This is a genomic window from Pseudomonas sp. Sample_20, assembly GCF_004307585.1.
Lineage (GTDB): Bacteria > Pseudomonadota > Gammaproteobacteria > Pseudomonadales > Pseudomonadaceae > Aquipseudomonas > Aquipseudomonas atacamensis.
Genome location: NZ_RCOA01000022.1, coordinates 1 through 17,263 on the forward strand (window position 1 = coordinate 1; position 17,263 = coordinate 17,263).

General features: G+C 59.9%; 14 protein-coding genes. 7 read left to right on the plus strand and 7 right to left on the minus strand.

Going from position 1 to position 17,263, the window contains the following annotated elements; genetic code table 11:
• Positions 1–18 precede the first annotated feature (18 nt).
• From lon to cmoB, 6 genes are all read left to right on the plus strand, one after another.
• The gene (lon, locus tag D8U70_RS05970) at positions 19–2,433 is read left to right on the plus strand and encodes an endopeptidase La (protein WP_024014191.1); all 2,415 of its coding nucleotides are present in this window, start codon (positions 19–21) and stop codon (positions 2,431–2,433) included.
• A gap of 169 nt (positions 2,434–2,602) precedes the next feature.
• The gene (locus D8U70_RS05975; protein ID WP_130928481.1) at positions 2,603–3,607 is read left to right on the plus strand and encodes a hypothetical protein; all 1,005 of its coding nucleotides are present in this window, start codon (positions 2,603–2,605) and stop codon (positions 3,605–3,607) included.
• Between the two features lie 299 nt (positions 3,608–3,906).
• Positions 3,907–4,299: a protease inhibitor I42 family protein gene (locus D8U70_RS05980; RefSeq protein WP_073473261.1), complete on the plus strand. Its 393-nt coding sequence runs from the start codon at positions 3,907–3,909 to the stop codon at positions 4,297–4,299.
• Between the two features lie 164 nt (positions 4,300–4,463).
• Positions 4,464–4,883 (plus strand): hypothetical protein, encoded by a 420-nt coding sequence (locus D8U70_RS05985; protein WP_073473263.1) that lies wholly within the window; start codon positions 4,464–4,466, stop codon positions 4,881–4,883.
• 188 nt (positions 4,884–5,071) lie between these two features.
• Complete coding sequence (gene cmoA, locus D8U70_RS05990) at positions 5,072–5,815, plus strand: carboxy-S-adenosyl-L-methionine synthase CmoA (RefSeq protein ID WP_016773355.1); 744 nt, start codon at positions 5,072–5,074, stop codon at positions 5,813–5,815.
• Positions 5,812–6,768: a tRNA 5-methoxyuridine(34)/uridine 5-oxyacetic acid(34) synthase CmoB gene (gene cmoB / locus D8U70_RS05995; protein ID WP_130928482.1), complete on the plus strand. Its 957-nt coding sequence runs from the start codon at positions 5,812–5,814 to the stop codon at positions 6,766–6,768. The genes cmoA and cmoB overlap by 4 nt, the downstream gene beginning before the upstream one ends.
• A gap of 166 nt (positions 6,769–6,934) precedes the next feature.
• Here the strand turns inward: cmoB and tadA are convergent, their stop codons facing one another.
• The 7 genes from tadA to treP all read right to left on the minus strand — a co-directional run bounded on the left by tadA (position 6,935) and on the right by treP (position 16,242).
• Complete coding sequence (tadA, locus tag D8U70_RS06000; protein ID WP_071173476.1) at positions 6,935–7,435, minus strand: tRNA adenosine(34) deaminase TadA; 501 nt, start codon at positions 7,433–7,435, stop codon at positions 6,935–6,937.
• The gene (locus tag D8U70_RS06005) at positions 7,435–8,811 is read right to left on the minus strand and encodes a multicopper oxidase family protein (RefSeq protein WP_024014196.1); all 1,377 of its coding nucleotides are present in this window, start codon (positions 8,809–8,811) and stop codon (positions 7,435–7,437) included. The genes tadA and D8U70_RS06005 overlap by 1 nt, the downstream gene beginning before the upstream one ends.
• Positions 8,812–8,928: 117 nt before the next feature.
• A complete protein-coding gene (locus tag D8U70_RS06010; protein WP_076564036.1) occupies positions 8,929–9,219 on the minus strand; it encodes a PTS transporter subunit EIIB in 291 nt (96 codons plus the stop codon).
• Positions 9,220–9,221: 2 nt separating this feature from the next.
• Positions 9,222–11,750 (minus strand): phosphoenolpyruvate--protein phosphotransferase, encoded by a 2,529-nt coding sequence (gene ptsP, locus D8U70_RS06015; RefSeq protein ID WP_130928483.1) that lies wholly within the window; start codon positions 11,748–11,750, stop codon positions 9,222–9,224.
• A 50-nt stretch (positions 11,751–11,800) separates the two neighbouring features.
• Positions 11,801–13,024, minus strand: coding sequence for a carbohydrate porin (locus D8U70_RS06020; RefSeq protein ID WP_122706574.1), 1,224 nt, complete (start codon positions 13,022–13,024; stop codon positions 11,801–11,803).
• Between the two features lie 107 nt (positions 13,025–13,131).
• The gene (gene treC / locus D8U70_RS06025; protein ID WP_130928484.1) at positions 13,132–14,778 is read right to left on the minus strand and encodes an alpha,alpha-phosphotrehalase; all 1,647 of its coding nucleotides are present in this window, start codon (positions 14,776–14,778) and stop codon (positions 13,132–13,134) included.
• Positions 14,779–14,799: 21 nt separating this feature from the next.
• On the minus strand, positions 14,800–16,242 hold the full coding sequence (gene treP, locus D8U70_RS06030) for a PTS system trehalose-specific EIIBC component (protein WP_130928485.1): 1,443 nt from the start codon (positions 16,240–16,242) through the stop codon (positions 14,800–14,802).
• Between the two features lie 235 nt (positions 16,243–16,477).
• Between treP and treR the strand changes: the two genes are divergently transcribed.
• Complete coding sequence (gene treR, locus D8U70_RS06035) at positions 16,478–17,182, plus strand: trehalose operon repressor (RefSeq protein WP_110647051.1); 705 nt, start codon at positions 16,478–16,480, stop codon at positions 17,180–17,182.
• Positions 17,183–17,263: the final 81 nt, after the last annotated feature.

Here is a 17,263-nt window from a genome sequence, read left to right on the forward strand (position 1 = left end):
CCATTGCGCAGGTGCCCCATGACCGACCAGCAAGATCGCCCGGACAACCACGACGATTACGAAACCGACCACATCGAACACACCTCCTCCGGCACCGGCCTGGCACTGCCCGGGCAAAACCTGCCGGACAAGGTCTACATCATCCCGATCCACAACCGTCCGTTCTTCCCGGCCCAGGTCCTGCCGGTCATCGTCAATGAAGAGCCGTGGGCCGAAACCCTCGAACTGGTCAGCAAATCCGAACACCACTCCCTGGCCCTGTTCTTCATGGACACGCCCCAGGAAGACCCGCGCCATTTCGACACCGGCGCCCTCCCCGAATACGGCACGCTGGTCAAGGTCCACCACGCCAGCCGCGAAAACGGCAAACTGCAATTTGTCGCCCAGGGCCTGAGCCGTGTGCGCATCAAGACCTGGCTCAAGCACCACCGACCGCCGTACCTGGTCGAAGTCGAATACCCGCACCAGCCCACCGAGCCGACCGACGAGGTCAAGGCCTACGGCATGGCGCTGATCAATGCGATCAAGGAGCTGCTGCCGCTCAACCCGCTGTACAGCGAAGAGCTGAAAAATTACCTCAACCGCTTCAGCCCCAACGACCCGTCGCCGCTGACCGACTTCGCCGCCGCCCTGACCTCCGCCACCGGCCCCGAGCTGCAAGAAGTGCTCGACTGCGTGCCGATGCTCAAGCGCATGGAGAAAGTCCTGCCGATGCTGCGCAAGGAAGTCGAAGTCGCGCGCCTGCAAAAAGAGATTTCCGCAGAAGTTAACCGCAAGATCGGCGAGCATCAGCGTGAGTTCTTCCTCAAGGAACAGCTCAAGGTCATTCAGCAGGAACTCGGCCTGACCAAGGACGACCGCAGCGCCGACCTCGAACAGTTCCAACAGCGTCTGGAAGGTAAAACCCTGCCGGCGCAGGTGCAGAAACGCCTCGAGGAAGAAACCCACAAACTGTCGATCCTGGAAACCGGCTCGCCGGAGTACGCGGTTACGCGTAATTATCTGGACTGGGCAACATCGGTACCGTGGGGCGTGTACGGCGAGGACAAACTCGACCTCAAGCACGCACGCAAAATCCTCGACAAGCATCACGCCGGTCTGGACGACATCAAGGATCGCATCCTCGAATTCCTCGCTGTTGGTGCGTACAAAGGCGAGATCAGCGGCTCGATCGTGTTGCTGGTCGGCCCGCCAGGCGTGGGTAAGACCAGCGTCGGCAAATCCATTGCCGAATCCCTCGGCCGGCCGTTCTACCGCTTCAGCGTCGGCGGCATGCGCGATGAAGCCGAGATCAAGGGCCACCGCCGCACCTACATCGGCGCCCAGCCGGGCAAACTGGTGCAGGCGTTGAAAGACGTCGAGGTGATGAACCCGGTGATCATGCTCGACGAGATCGACAAGATGGGCCAGAGCTACCAGGGCGACCCGGCCTCGGCGCTGCTGGAAACCCTCGATCCTGAGCAGAACGTTGAATTCCTCGACCACTACCTCGACCTGCGCATGGATCTGTCGAAGGTGCTGTTCGTCTGCACCGCCAACACCCTCGACTCGATCCCCGGCCCGTTGCTGGACCGTATGGAAGTGATTCGCCTGTCGGGCTACATCACCGAAGAAAAAGTCGCTATTGCCAAGCGTCACCTGTGGCCGAAACTGCTGGAAAAGGCCGGCGTATCAAAAGGCAGCCTGAGCATCAGCGACACCGCGCTCAAAGCCCTGATCGACGGCTATGCCCGTGAAGCCGGCGTGCGGCAGCTGGAAAAGCAGATGGGCAAACTGGTGCGCAAAGCGGTGATGAAGCTGATCGACGATCCGAAAGCGGTGATCAAACTCGGGCCGAAAGACCTCGAAGCCTCGCTGGGCCATCCCGTATTCCGCAACGAACAAGTGCTGTCCGGCACCGGCGTGATTACCGGCCTGGCCTGGACCAGCATGGGCGGCGCGACCTTGCCGATCGAGGCCACGCGGATTCATACCTTGAATCGTGGCTTCAAGCTCACAGGGCAGCTCGGCGATGTAATGAAGGAATCGGCGGAGATCGCCTACAGCTACGTCAGCTCGCACCTCAAGCAGTTTGGTGGTGACGCGAAGTTCTTCGACGAAGCCTTCGTCCACCTGCACGTGCCCGAAGGCGCAACGCCGAAGGACGGCCCGAGCGCCGGCGTAACCATGGCCAGCGCCCTGCTCTCCCTCGCACGTAATCAGCCACCGAAAAAAGGCGTGGCGATGACCGGCGAACTGACCCTGACCGGGCATGTACTGCCAATCGGCGGCGTGCGCGAGAAAGTGATCGCAGCGCGCCGGCAGAAGATTTTCGAGCTGATTCTGCCGGAGCCGAACCGGGGTAACTTTGAGGAATTGCCGGATTATCTGAAGGAAGGGATTACCGTGCACTTTGCCAAGCGGTTTGCGGATGTGGCGAAAGTCTTGTTCTAACGCGAGTTTAAGTGCTGCGGGGCGTACCGCAGCGCTTATATGAATCTGCTGTTAAAACCAGTCAGATCCAAGCATAGGAATCTAAAGTACTGTCAACTCTGACAGTACTTTTTTTCATGCGCACTACCCACACTGATTGTTCTATTTGTCGTCTACTCGTGAGTACCTGATGAACAATCACAACGCGCTTCATACCCGCTACATGCATAACCTTTGCGGACGCTTCGAAGCTTCATTCACCAGACCCGGCGATCCAGGCGAAGCACGCTATCCCTATCACTCGCAGACAGTGCACAACCGAATGGCCAGATCCCTTGAGTATCTGAACTTTGATAGCAACTCGGGCACGCAGCCATTACCCACGACAACCAGCGACCATCGAAGCATAGGCATTACGCTTAAATCAGAGATCGCATCGGGCACCTACGTATTTCCGCGGGACGCTTCAGTGGTCCAGGTAACCTATGGAGAATTTCAAAACTCCGACACCAATTTCAACTTCGTGGTTCACAAGGCAACCAAGGCTGAACTTGAGTTGAGCATTACTGAAGACGGGCGCCGTTACTCTGGTGAGCTCCGATTCGAAGTGCTGATCAACGGAGAAATCCTTGGAATCACGTCGCGCTTTGACGTTCTAGTGACCTTCAACAGCAGTCCGACAGTTTCAAGCAGCATGCAGTCTAAAAGAACTCCAGCAAGCACGAGATTGCAAAACCTGACCGGAGAATTCAACGCGACGTTTCCTGTTTCTGCGGAACCGGGCGAAACGTCATTTGCACGAGCTCCATTTCACTCTTCGGGCCTAAACTACACTGATGCATTTTTTCTGGAAGACATTAACTTCAACACCCAAAGCGGAACAGTTTACCAAGACACTTATATAACCAGTGATGCGCGCTCATTTTCAGTTCACCTGAAGAAAGAAATCACTTCTGGAACCTATCACTATCCAAGCGTGGGGGGCCCATTTACGCTGTTGCAATATAGCGAAATGCGCTACGTGGGCGATGGATATATAAATTGGAGCCTGGACATACTTGAAGCAACGCTTGAACTGGAAGTTACCGATGAACGTCGCTACCACGCGAAGACCTTGTTGGTAAAAGCCAAAACACCCAACGGGTTGATTTTGAACATCAACGCAGATTTCGATATTTACCTGGCCAAGGATTGACTGAGGCAACCCATGTCTTCATCAGCAGAGACAGGCGATACCGTGCGTTTCGTTGAGAAGCTTGGGGACGCGGCGAGGGTTCTCTTCTGATGATCATTGCTATACCTCCTTCGCAAGCAGGCTCGCTCCCACACGGTGATGCAGTGAACACAAAATCTGTCGACACTGCTGATCACTGTGGGAGCGAGCCTGCTCGCGAAGGCGTCAGCTCTTGCAACACCCCTCTCCCTGACTGTCACACTTTGTCTCATCTTCAGTTATGCTCGCCGTTCGTCGTAACCGCCGGAGCTGCTGACCTTATGTCCCCCATTCGCCTGTTTGTCCCCCTCGCCCTTTCCTTGCTGGCGGCCTGCGCCACGCAACCGAAACACAACGTGACCGTGGAAAAACAAAGCGAATGCCCCGTGCGGCTCAACGTCGGGCAAAACCTGATCATCAGCCTGCCAAGCAACCCGACCACCGGCTACCGCTGGGCGATTCAGGATTCGGCTGGCGGCGTGTTGCGCGCCCTCAGCCCCGAGGTTTACAGCAATCCGGAAGATGCCGGCGTGGTGGGCGCAGCGGGGGTTTCGACCTGGCGCTTCCAGGCCTTCGCGGCCGGCACCGGGCGTTTGCGCCTGACTTCGCAACAACCGTGGGCTCCGGAAGTGCTGCCAGTGGAAACCTTTGACTGCGCCATTTCCGTGGAATGATCGGGTTCGCGAATCCTTCCTGACATTCGCGATAACCGCGCACGATTCCATGATCTATTAGTATAAAAAACTGTCATTTCTGTCAGTTACCAGTCCTTCGCACTCACGTTTAGAGTGGACGCAGAGCAGCTCCCCATGAGCTGTCGCGTATTCAAGGAACGGCCATGAGCACTCAAGACAAGGATTCCAAACCCCAAGCCAACGCCTTCACCTGCCAGATTGAAGGCGCAGAGGCGTTCAGCTTTCCGTTAGTCACTGCGTTCCGCACCGAGCGAATTACCATCACGGGCGCCGACTATCTCCCACTTGATCAGGATATTTACAAGATTGAGTTCACTTTCGATAACGACATCGTGACTGCCGAATACAACCTCGGCCATGCCAAGGTAAAGGTCGACACCGAGACGGGGAAGGCCAACATACGATATACGCCGATCAGCATGACCCTGAAGCTGACCGTTGACCATTTCTCCAAGTCCGTCTCCGGCGTATATGCCATCGATACGGTCCAGGACTACGGCGGTGTGATAACCCCTGGAATCAAGCTGAACGGGAATTTCGCAGTCAATTATATCGACAGCTGAGACAGCCTTGGCCCGCTGAGCTGCGCAGAGCGTGACTCACAACTTCAGATCGCCTCGTGCGCGGCGACTCAAAGTCGCCGAATCACCCGTCTTTAACCGCACCGAAGCGGCTTATCAGCAATTCAAGCATCCATGCCGCACTTTGGCTAAAATGCCGGCCTTTTCCACCGACACCGCCGGACGCCGCCGTGAGCAAAGAACCCGATCGCCTATTCGCCCAGCCTTTGGCCCAGGTGCCTGACTTCGCCTTCAATGAAGACGTGGTGCGGGTATTCCCGGACATGATCAAGCGCTCGGTGCCGGGTTACCCGACCATCGTCGAAAACCTCGGCGTGCTCGCGGCGCAGTTCGCCCAGCCGAACAGCGTGCTCTACGACCTCGGTTCGTCGCTCGGGGCAGTCACTCAAGCCCTGCGCCGTCATGTGCGCACTGACGGTTGCCGGGTCATCGCTGTGGATAACTCGGCGGCGATGGTCGAGCGTTGCCGTGAGTACCTCAATGGTCAGGATTCGATGTTTCAGGAATTGCTGCCAGTCGAGGTGATCGAGGGCGATATCCTCGCGCTGGAGTTTCAACCGGCCTCGGTGGTGGCGCTGAACTTCACCCTGCAATTCATCGCCCCGGACCAGCGCACCGCGTTGCTCTCGCGCATTCGCCAATCGTTGTTGCCCGGCGGCGCGCTGATTCTCTCGGAAAAGCTGCGCTTCAACGATGCCGAAGAACACGCCCTGCTCACCGACCTGCACGTGGCGTTCAAACGCGCTAACGGCTATAGCGAACTGGAAATCGCCCAGAAGCGCAGCGCCATCGAAAACGTCATGAAGCCCGACAGCCTCGAAGAACACCGCGAACGCCTGCTGGCCGCCGGGTTCTCGAAAGTCGTGCCGTGGTTCCAGTGTCTTAACTTTGCCTCGTTGATTGCCTTGCCATGATTGATCTGTCCCCCCTCGCCCGCCGTCTGGCCGGCACACCGCTGGCCGAATGGGCCAACTCCCTGCAAGCGCAACTCGACAAGAAAATGGAGAAGGGCCACGGCGATCTGGAGCGCTGGCAAAGTGCGCTGGACGCCTTGCCGAAAATCCAGCCAAGCGAAATCGACCTGCTCAACGGCCTGAAACTCGACACCGATTGCGACGACGACACCCGCGCGCAGATGCGCACCGCGCTGATGGGCCTCTCGCCATGGCGCAAAGGGCCGTTCGACCTGTTCGGTGTGCATGTCGACACCGAATGGCGTTCGGACTGGAAGTGGTCGCGCGTCTCCCCGCACCTCGACCTGAAGGGCAAACGCATCCTCGATGTCGGCTGCGGCAACGGCTACTACATGTGGCGCATGCTCGGCGCCGGTGCCGACAGCGTGATCGGTGTCGACCCGAACTGGCTGTTCTTCTGCCAGTTCCAGGCTGTGCAGCGTTACTTGTCCGAGCCGAATGCCTGGCACCTGCCGTTCCCGTTTGAAGACCTGCCGCCGAATCTGGAAGGCTTCGACACAGTATTTTCCATGGGCGTGTTCTATCACCGTCGCTCGCCGATCGAGCATTTGCTGGCGCTGAAGGATTGCCTGGTCAAGGGTGGGGAACTGGTGCTGGAAACCCTCGTGGTCGAAGGCGACAAGCATCAGGTGCTGGTGCCGGAAGATCGCTACGCGCAGATGCGCAACGTGTGGTTTTTGCCGTCGGTGCCGGCGCTGGAATTGTGGCTGCGCAGAGCCGGATTCAGCGATATTCGTTGTGTGGATGTCAGTACCACGACGGTGGAAGAACAACGCGGGACGGAGTGGATGAAGTATCAGTCGCTGAGTGATTTTCTGGATCCTGAGGATCACAGCAAAACCATTGAAGGGCTGCCGGCGCCGATGCGGGCAGTTATCGTCGCCAGGAAGTAAGCGTATTTTCCCATGACCGCGGTGGGCCTGCCCCTCACCCCAGCCCTCTCCCCAGGGAGAGGGAGCTGATTGTTGAGCTTTTCAAAACTTGAGTCCGACTCGGTATTTCAGGTCGGCGGACTTGGTCCATCCAACTCGGTCGGTCCCCTCTCCCTCTGGGAGAGGGTTAGGGTGAGGGGCTTTTGGTGCGTCTGGCGCGGAAAAACTCGGTCAGCACCGCACCACACTCTTCAGCCAGCACCCCGCCCTCATACAGCACCCGGTGATTCAAAAAGCCCTGGGTAAAAAACTGTCCCTGACTCTGCACAATCCCGGCCTTGGGTTCCAGCGCGCCGTACACCACCCGCGCCACCCGCGAATGCACGATCAGCCCGGCGCACATGCTGCACGGTTCCAGCGTCACATACAGCGTGCTGCCCGGCAGGCGATAGTTATCCACTGCCTGCGCGGCGGCGCGGATCGCGACCATTTCGGCGTGGGCACTCGGGTCACTGGTGCTGATCGGGCAATTGAAGCCGCGACCGATGATCACGCCATCGTGCACCAGCACCGCGCCCACCGGCACCTCACCGAGGGCGGCGCCCTGTGCGGCGAGGGTCAGGGCTTCGCGCATGAAGTCGCGGTCGCGGCTGCGGTCGATGATCGCCGCCGGGCGGATCTGGCGCATCACTTCACCTCGATCGCGGCCATCAGGCCGGTTTCCATGTGGTCGATGACATGGCAGTGGAACATCCACACCCCCGGGTTATCCGCCACCAGCGCCACTTGCGCACGCTCGTTCTTGCCCAGCAGATAGGTGTCGGTGAAATACGGAATGACTTTGTGCCGGTTCGATGCGATCACCTTGAAGCTCATGCCGTGCAGGTGGATCGGGTGCTGGTACTGGGTCATGTTCTTCAATTCGAAAATATAGCTCTGACCCAGTTTCAGGCTGGCAATCGGTCGGTCAGCACAGGTCTTGTCGGTGATGTCCCAAGCCTTGCCGTTGATCTGCCACAGGCTCGGCGGTTTGCCGTTTTCGGTGTTCACCGAGACCGAGCCGACCCATTCGAAATTGAAGTTGAGTTTCTCGGCATTGGCCAGGTCCGGCTCGGCCACCGGGTTGGCCGGCAGGGCTTTCGGCCAGTCCGTCGGCGCGTCGGTGTTGGCGACCGAACGTAGCGTGCCCAGACGCACCGGGCCGTTGCGCAGCGACAACTCTTCACCCGCCGCCGGGGCCTTGATCGCCAGGCAAATGCGCATGCCGGGGCCGAGCCAGTATTCCTTGCCCAACGGGCGGGGCTCGACCGGGTTGCCATCCAGCGCGTAGATCTTCGCTTCGACACCGGGGATGTTGATGCGATAGGTCAGGGTATTATCGAGATTGAGCAAACGCACCCGGGTGATCTGCCCGGCCGGCAGATCAATCACCGGCAACGGCACACCATTGATCGTCGACAGGCGCCCAGCGGTACCGCCACGGGCCGCTTCGCGGGGGATGCTGAATTCGACGAACTGGCCTTGCTCGTCGATGTGCCAGTTCTTCAGGCTCAGGGTTTTCTCGTACTTGAACCCGGTCGGCTCGCGTTCTTCGATGATCAGCGGCCCGACCAGCCCGCGCCCCAGTTCCTCGCTGCTGCTGACATGCGGGTGATACCAATAGCTGCCGGCGTCCGGCACGCGGAATTTGTAGTCGAAGTATTCGCCCGGCAATACCGGCAGTTGCGATACGTAGGGCACGCCGTCCATCTCCAGCGGCAGGCGGATGCCGTGCCAGTGAATGGTAGTCGCCACCGGCAGGTGATTGATGAAGCGCACCCGCAGCCATTCACCCTGACGCACACGCAACTCGGTGCCCGGCGCCGACGGGCCGAACGCCCAGGCTTCGGTCTTGTGGCCCGGCACCAGCTCGACATCGAGCGGCGCGGCGATCAGTTCATAGTCGTGGCCGGCCTCGGCGTCGGCCATCTTGCCCAGCCAGTAACGCGACGCGCCTCCCGCGCCCACGCCAACGACAACAAGACCGGCCAGGCCACCGAGGATTTGGCGACGGGTAAAGGACATGAACTCAACTACCTCACGTATCAGCGACAGACCCCGAGGGATCCGCAAAAGGCGAATACGATACACCCGCAGTTGAGAAACAGTAAGGGCGACCTGCGGCCGCACGTCTTGTCGGCCTTATGCGCGCAGCCCGGTAATCAGGTGCAGCACGCCGCCCTCAAGCGGCATGACGCCCGCCACACCGGCCACACTCAGGGCCTGACGGTCGACACGGGCCTCGTCGTGCAGCGCCACGCGCACCCGAGTCAGCGCCACCGGTTGCTGCGACTTGAGGTTATCCACACCGCCCAGCGCCGCAACAATCTCGGCGCTCAGGCCGGCAATCGGTTCGGCGACGGCTTTCACCTCATCCGGGACCAGATCCGGCGTCAGTGCTTTCCAGAATGCCTGCTGCAATTTGTCGAACATGTTCAATTCTCCATTACCGGCGAGGCATCGACTTTCGCCCCATGAAACTGCTGCAAGGCTGCGCGCACGTCGGCGGCGCTTTCCAGATTCGAAACCTGTTCGGCGATGATTCGACAGTCGGCCAGATTCACCTCCCGCACCGCCGACTTGATCGCCGGAATCAACGGCACGCTTACCGACAATTCATCCACACCGAGCCCCAGCAGCAACGGCACCGCAAGGCGTTCAGACGCCATGGCGCCGCAGACGCCGACCCATTTGCCGTGGGCATGGGCCGCCTTAACCGTCATCGCGATCAGGCGCAGCACCGAAGGGTGAAAGCTGTCCGCCTGACTGGCCAGACGCGGATGATCGCGATCCATGGCCAGGGTGTATTGGGTGAGGTCGTTGGTACCGATGGAGAAAAAATCCACGTGCGGGGCCAGCACATCGGCCATCAGCGCGGCGGCTGGCACTTCGATCATGATTCCCAGCTTTGGCATGTGCCTAATGCCGACTACTCGCGCCTCCTCTTCGAGGATCTGCCGCGCCAGACGCAGCTCGGCCAGATTCGTGACCATCGGCAACATGATGTGCAGACGCGTCAGTTCACAGCAGGCGAGGATTGCGCGGAACTGCTCACGCAACAGTTGCGGTCGCTCAAGGCACAGGCGAATGCCGCGCAAACCAAGGAAGGGATTGGTTTCGCTGTCCATCGGCACGTAGGCCAGCGGTTTGTCGCCACCGACATCGAGGGTGCGCACCACCAGATTGTGTGCCGGCCCGATGGTGCGCGCGATGGCGCTGTAAGTGGCCACCTGTTCGTCATGGCTCGGCGATTGCTGACGGCCCAGGTAGAGAAATTCCGAACGCAGCAGCCCCACGCCATTCGCGCCCAGCTCCATGGCCTGGGCGGTTTCTTCCTGCGAGGCAACGTTGGCGGTGACTTCGATGTGCTGACCGTCACGGGTGCAGGCCGCCTCGCTGGCCTGCGCCAGTTCCTGCTGATGACGCTGGCGCTGGCGCTCATGCCGCGTGCGCAATTGGTCAATGGACTCGGCGTCCGGGTGCAACTGCAATTCGCCTTTGTCGGCATCGAGCAGCACCCGCGTGCCGTTGCCGAGCCCGAGCATTTGCAATGGCATGCCACAGATCGCCGGCAAGCCACAGGCCCGCGCGAGGATCGCGACATGGCTGGTGGCGCCACCGCCGACGGTGGCAAACCCGAGCACTTTGCGCGTATCGAGCCCGGCGGTCTGGGACGGGGTCAACTGATCGGCGACCAGAATGGTGTCGTCCGGCAACTCCAGCGCTTGCTCGTGAACACCAAGGATCAGCTTCAGCACGCGCTGGCCGACATCATCCAGATCCGCCGCGCGCTCGGCCAGCAAGGCATTGCCCAGCGAGCGAAACATCGCCGCCGTTGCATCGGTGCTGGTCTTCCAGGCAAACGCCGCGCTTTTGCCCGCGTCAATCAGCGCCCTGGCCTGATCCAGCAGGCTCGGGTCGGCCAGCAGTTCCTGATGCGCCTTGAAGATCTCCGCCTGCGCCTGGCCGCTGGCGGTGTCACGCAGATGTTGCAGAGCCATGTCGGCTTCGATCAGGGCCTGGCTCAACGCCTCCAGTTCGATTGGCGGCTCGGCGCCGAACTCGTTGACCGTGAGCGACGCTTCGACGATCTGCATGACTTGTCCCAACGCCGAACCGGGCGAGGCGCAGACACCGCGCAGGATGTTCGGCATTTCTGCTGCGTTGGCTTCGACCGGTGCAGGCGCTGTCACCGCTTCGCCGCAGCCTTCGTTCAGCAAGCGTGTCAGCGCCGCGACCGCTGCCTCGGCATCTTCACCTTCGGCGCTGACCTGCACACTGTCGCCATGGGCCGTCTGCAACGCCATGATTGCCACCAGGGACTTGCCGTTGGCTTGGGCTTGCAGCTTGTGCAGATGGATGGTCGCTGAAAATGCTTTGGCCGCTTGGGCGAATACTGCCGCAGGCCGCGCGTGCAGGCCATTGGGATTGGGCAGATGGATCGGCTGCGAGAACACCGCGTCGCCCGGCACCGGCGCTGGATGTTCGCCGGCGGCTGCGCCGACCACGACGTCCAGCACTGGCTGGCCCACCTCGACCAACCCGGTTGAGCCAACGAGTGAATCGAACGTCTCGCCGCTGACCACCAGCATCAAGGTCAACAAACTGCGCGCGTGCAGGGCAATATAGTCAGCATCGAAGTCGATCAGCGCCTGCCCCGCTTCGACCCGCTGCCCCGCTTCAACGCGGCGGGTGAATCCTTCGCCGGCGAGATTCACCGTGTCCAGGCCGATATGCATCAACACCTGCACACCCGCGTCACTGGTGATGGTGAGCGCGTGCCCGCTGGTCTGCACATCGCTGACCACACCGGCCAACGGTGCGCAGAGCGTTGACGAAGTCGGGTCGATGCACAAACCGTCGCCGATGATCCGCCCGGCAAACACCGGGTCGGGCACCTGGTCCAGCGCCATCAGCACGCCGGATAAAGGAGCCAGCAGCTGCAATTGTTGGGGTGTGGCCATGACATCACCTGAGCTTGTATTGATTGAATGAGCGGTCGCAGCCGCTTTGCTTATTTCCACCAGTATTCAACCTGCAAGCCGACATTGGCGCCGTGCCGTGCGTTGCCGAAGGCGCCCGTGTCGGACAGCGCCGAACCTTTGGCCAACAGGTTGGCGGCACGCTTGGCTGCCTGGTTCCAGCTGGCATAGGTGTAATACAGACGCACCTCGGGCCGCGCCCAGAATTCCGGGCCTTTCGGTGACCAGGTCGGCGCGAAGGTGAACTTGCTCAGCTTGCGCGTGCCGTCCGCCGCCTCGACCTGATCGTGACCCAGTTCGGTCACCAGTTTGAACTGCTCGCTCAGTGCATAGGCCGGACGCACACCGAGTGACAGCCAGTTCTGATCGGCGCCGCCCTGACGAATATCTTTCTGATACACCGCCTGGAATTGTCCGCCAAAACGTGGCGTCAGTTGCCAGTCGAAGAACTCGACGATCCGATAACTCTTGTTGCGGTCATCAAGCCTGACGTTACCGGTATAGCCCAATCCGGTGCCCGGCCCTTCACCGTATTGCAGCGCCAGTTTGTTCTTGCCGCCGAGAAAGTCCTGCTGCACGTGCTGAGTGGTAATCGCCCAGCCACGGTGGGCGTCGCGGCTGTCGGGCTTGTCGATGTAGCTGAGGCCGAACTCAAGTTCACCGCCCGGGTTACTGTTGAAACCGCCGACGTTGAAGTCGTGGCGGTTGATGTAATCCTTCTGATAAAGGTTGTCCTTGCGTGAAAAGGCGTAGCTGTATTTCAGGCCACCGAGCAACACGTCTTCAATGCCTGCACCGGTGGCGCTCTGGTTCCAGTAATAGAAATCGGAAATATGGATGTCGTTACGTTTGTAGTAACGCCGCCCGGCCCACAGCGAGCCGCCGTTGAGCGCGGGCATCGCCGACCATTGCGCATACGCCTGCGGCAGGCGAATCGAGCCGTTTTCTTCCTTGAACGTCAGGCTGCGGTCGTAACGGTTGTACAGCGATGCCATGCCGTCGACGCTCAGCACCGAGCCGTCGTCGAGGGTATACAGATCCTGGCGCAGCTCGAGCTCACCGTACTGCTCGCACTCGTTACCGAGGCGATATTTGGTCTGCGCGCCGGGCAACTGGAAACACGACTGGCTGCCGCTGTTGACCGAAGTACCGACACCGCTGCGCAGATAGCCGCCGAACTCCAGCGCCTGTGAGGACGTCGGCATTGCCAGAAAAATCCCCGCGACTGCCAGACTGTAATTTATGGTTGCTCTCATATATGCCACCCGTTGTTTTTATTGTGTGGTTGCAGGAATTCAGCGCGCACAAATCCCCCGCGCAGCGTTCTGCGTGTTTTTTCAAAGGTTGTTATTCAGTTAAAAAATCAGGGGTCGGTCAGGTGCAGCACGAAGGATTCGTAAGGTCGCAACTGCAGCAATCGCGAGCGTTGCGGGCAGTCCGGGTAGTTGCTGATCAACAGGCGCTGCTCCTGGGCTTCGTCGATCAGCGCCGGTAGCTCGACCTCACAGGCGGTGCCATAGAAATTGTTCACCACTAACAAGCGTTCTCCCGTCCCCTCGCGCAGGTACGCCCAGACCTGTGGATGCTCCGGCAACAACTGCCGATAGATGCCATCGGAGATCAACGCTTCAGTGCGGCGTAAAGCGATCAGGCGCCGATAGTGATGCAGCACCGACTCCGGGTCGTGCAGTTGATGCGCGACATTGATCTGTGCGGCATTGGCCGGCACGCCAATCCATGGTTCGCTGCGCGTGAAGCCGGCGTTGTGCCCGGCGTGCCAGTGCATCGGCGTGCGCCCGTTGTCGCGGGACTTCTGCATGATCGCCGCCATGTTGTCGAGGTCGCTGGTGCCGGCTTCACGCTTGAGGCGAAAGATATTCAGGGTTTCGACGTCACGGTATTGCTCGATGCTCTCGAACCCCGGATTGGTCATTCCCAATTCTTCGCCCTGATAGACGAAGGGCGTGCCCTGCAGAAAGTGCAGCGCAGTGCCGAGCATCTTCGCCGACAGCTCGCGGTATTCGCCGTCGTTGCCGAATCGCGAGACCACGCGCGGCTGATCGTGATTACACCAGAACAGCGCATTCCAGCCACCGCCCGCCTGCATGCCGGTCTGCCAGTCGGACAGGATCTGCTTGAGCTGGAGGAAGTCGAAATCCGCGCGCACCCATTTCTGCAGGTTCGGGTAATCGACCTTCAAGTGATGAAAGTTGAAGGTCATCGACAATTCTTTCGACTGCGGATTGGAGTAGCGGATGCAGTGTTCGAGGCGGGTCGAGGACATCTCGCCGACGTTGATCAGCTCATGCCCTTCGAAGACTTCGCGGTGCATTTGCTGCAAGTACGCATGCACGTTAGGCCCATCGGTGTAGAAGCGCCGACCGTCGCTGTCGTCCTCGGGGAAGTCCGCCGGTTTCGAGATCAGATTGATCACGTCCAGACGAAAACCACCGACGCCCTTGTCGCGCCAGAAACGCATCATTTTGAATACTTCGTCGCGGACTTTAGGGTTGTCCCAATTGAGGTCGGCCTGGGTGTGGTCGAACAGGTGCAGGTAATACTGGCCGGTCTGCGCTTCGTATTCCCAGGCCGAACCGCCGAACTTGGATTCCCAGTTGTTCGGCTGGTCGCGCCAGATGTAGAAGTCACGGTAAGGGTTGTCGAGGCTGCTGCGGGCCTGCTGGAACCAGACGTGCTCGATCGAGGTGTGGTTGACCACGATGTCGAGCATCAGCTTGATCCCGCGTTTGCCCGCTTCGGCGATCAGCAGTTCACAGTCGGCCATGCTGCCGTAGCTCGGATCGACCGCGTAGTAGTCGCTGATGTCGTAGCCGTTGTCGCGCTGCGGCGAGCGCAGGAACGGCGTGATCCACAGGTAATCGACCCCCAGCCATTGCAGATAATCGAGCTTGGCGACGATGCCGAGCAGATCGCCGGTGGCGTTGCCCGTATGGCTGTGAAAGCTCTTCGGGTAGATCTGGTAGATCACCGAACGTTGCCAGTCTTGCATGGCGCGACTCCTTTATTGATTTCAGGCAACCCGGTAACCCGGACGGACGATCTTCATGCTCAGCACGCAGGTCAGGGCAAACGGCACGAGCATGGCGATCAGCATCCCGATGACGAACATCGGGATGAACTGCGGAACGATCGAGATGAAACCGGGCAAGCCACCGACGCCGATGGCCGAGGCCTGGATCTTGTTCAGCGAGAGGAACATGCAACCCAGCGCCGAACCGGCCAGCGCGGCGTAGAACGGAAACTTGTAGCGCAGGTTGACGCCGAACATCGCCGGCTCGGTGATGCCGAAATACGCAGAAATCGCCGAGGTCGAGGCCATGCTCTTGTCTCGCGCATTGCGCGTCATCCAGAACACCGCCAGGGCCGCGCTGCCCTGCGCCAGATTGGACATGACAATCATCGGCCAGATGAAGGTGCCGCCCTGGCTGGAAATCAATTGCAGGTCCACGGCGAGGAACATGTGGTGCATGCCGGTGATTACCAGCGGCGCATACAACAGGCCGAAAATCAGACCGCCCACCAACGGCGCCAGATCGAACAGCATCACCAGCCCTTCGGTGATGTAGATGCCGATATGCCGGGTCACCGGGCCGATGATCGCCAACGCCAGCACGCCAGTGACAACGATGGTAGTGATCGGCACCACCAGCAACTGCACCGCGTTGGGCACGCGTGCGCGCAGCCATTTTTCGATCACGCTCATTACGTACGCCGCCAGCAGGATCGGCAGGATCTGCCCTTGGTAACCGACCTTTTCCACCTGGAACAGGCCGAGGATGTCGAAGTACGGCAGTTGCTGCCCGTCCAGCCCGGCCACGGCCTTGCCGTAATTCCAGGCGTTGAGCAGGTCCGGGTGCACCAGCATCAGTCCGAGGACTATGCCAAGGATTTCGCTGCCGCCGAAACGCTTGGCCGCCGACCAGCCGACCAGCGCCGGCAGGAACACGAACGAGGTGTTGGCCATCAGATTGATCAGGCTCCATAACCCGTCGAGGTTGGGATAGGCATCGAGCAGGGTCTGGCCCTCGATGAACATGCCCTTGGCGCCGAGCAGGTTGTTGATGCCCATCAACAGGCCGGCAATGATCAGCGCCGGCAGGATCGGCATGAACACATCGGAAAACACCCGCACCAGCCGCTGCATGGCGTTGATCTTCTCGGCGCTTTTCTGTTTAACGTCGGCGATGGTTGATGCCGCAAGGCCAGTCTGCTGGCGCAGTTGGGCGTAAACCTTTTCAACATCACCCGGGCCGATGACCACTTGATACAACCCGCCGGTGAAGAACGAACCCTTGACCAGATCGACGCCATTGAGCGCGGCCACATTCACCAGCGCGGGGTTCTTCAGCGCCAGGCGCAAACGCGTCACGCAATGCGCCGCCTGCTCGATGTTGTCACGGCCACCAAGGCTTTCCAGCAGCTCCTTGGCGATGTTCGGATAGTCATGGCTCATGCTTGTTCTTCCGTCGTGGATTGTTGTTATTGGCAGCACGCCGAAACGAAAAATACTCGTCTGTACGAGTTAATGCAACAACTCGTCTGTACGAGTTTGCATCCGTGGATGAACGTCAGAAAAACGCGGATTCTTCCTACTCTGACCTAAGATGTTTTCCTTCGTCCGCATGGACAAACCCCTACCCTGCCCTTAAGGTTCGGGGTTTTGAGCACCGTCGGCACAGAGTCCAGCCATGAGCAAATACAACCAGATCTACAGCGATTTGCTTGCCAGCATCACCACGCAGCGCCTGGAGCGCGGCGCCCGGCTGCCTTCCGAAACCGAGCTGATGGACACCTATCAGGCCAGCCGTGGCACGGTACGCAAGGCCATCGACCAGTTGCAGGAGCGCGGTTTCGCTCAGAAGATTCACGGCAAAGGCGCGTTCGTGCTGTCGACCAACCCGATCGAATTCCAGCTCGGCGGCATCGTCAGTTTCCAGGAGACCCACCCGCGACTGGGCAACGACGTCAGCACCGAAGTGGTCGAGATGTGTCAGGTGCCGCTGGAAGGTGCGCTGCTCGAACACATCAATGCCGAACCCGGCAGCCCGATCACCCGGATCAAGCGGGTACGGCGCATCGACGGCAAACGGGTCATCCTCGACATCAACCACTTCGTCAGCGACGTGATCCCCGACCTGTCAGCAGACATCGCCGAACATTCGATCTACGCCCACATCGAACAGACCCTGCAACTGCAGATCGCCTACGCCCAGCGCACCATCGAAGCCGTGCCGTGCAGCAAGGACGACCAACAACACCTGGATCTCGACGGCCAGAGCCATGTCATCGTGGTCAGCAACCAGACCTTCCTGCAGGACGGCCGCCAGTTCGAATACACCGAATCGCGGCATACGCTGGACAAGTTCTATTTTTCGGATGTGGCGCGGCGCTGACGTTCGCCAACAGGCGAGCCCATTTCAAAATATGTGATTCGCTGACAAGCCGCGATGACCTCCGGTAGTATGCCGCCGTGG

Excerpts from the sequence above, each read along its gene's own strand:
- D8U70_RS05975 (WP_130928481.1), top strand. The coding sequence starts at position 2,603 with ATGAACAATCACAACGCGCTTCATACCCGCTACATGCATAACCTTTGC.
- tadA (WP_071173476.1), bottom strand. The coding sequence starts at position 7,435 with ATGCGCCAGATCCGCCCGGCGGCGATCATCGACCGCAGCCGCGACCGC.
- treC (WP_130928484.1), bottom strand. The coding sequence starts at position 14,778 with ATGCAAGACTGGCAACGTTCGGTGATCTACCAGATCTACCCGAAGAGC.
- D8U70_RS06020 (WP_122706574.1), bottom strand. The coding sequence starts at position 13,024 with ATGAGAGCAACCATAAATTACAGTCTGGCAGTCGCGGGGATTTTTCTG.
- lon (WP_024014191.1), top strand. The coding sequence starts at position 19 with ATGACCGACCAGCAAGATCGCCCGGACAACCACGACGATTACGAAACC.
- treR (WP_110647051.1), top strand. The coding sequence starts at position 16,478 with ATGAGCAAATACAACCAGATCTACAGCGATTTGCTTGCCAGCATCACC.
- D8U70_RS06010 (WP_076564036.1), bottom strand. The coding sequence starts at position 9,219 with ATGTTCGACAAATTGCAGCAGGCATTCTGGAAAGCACTGACGCCGGAT.
- treP (WP_130928485.1), bottom strand. The coding sequence starts at position 16,242 with ATGAGCCATGACTATCCGAACATCGCCAAGGAGCTGCTGGAAAGCCTT.
- D8U70_RS06005 (WP_024014196.1), bottom strand. The coding sequence starts at position 8,811 with ATGTCCTTTACCCGTCGCCAAATCCTCGGTGGCCTGGCCGGTCTTGTT.
- D8U70_RS05980 (WP_073473261.1), top strand. The coding sequence starts at position 3,907 with ATGTCCCCCATTCGCCTGTTTGTCCCCCTCGCCCTTTCCTTGCTGGCG.
- cmoB (WP_130928482.1), top strand. The coding sequence starts at position 5,812 with ATGATTGATCTGTCCCCCCTCGCCCGCCGTCTGGCCGGCACACCGCTG.
- D8U70_RS05985 (WP_073473263.1), top strand. The coding sequence starts at position 4,464 with ATGAGCACTCAAGACAAGGATTCCAAACCCCAAGCCAACGCCTTCACC.
- ptsP (WP_130928483.1), bottom strand. The coding sequence starts at position 11,750 with ATGGCCACACCCCAACAATTGCAGCTGCTGGCTCCTTTATCCGGCGTG.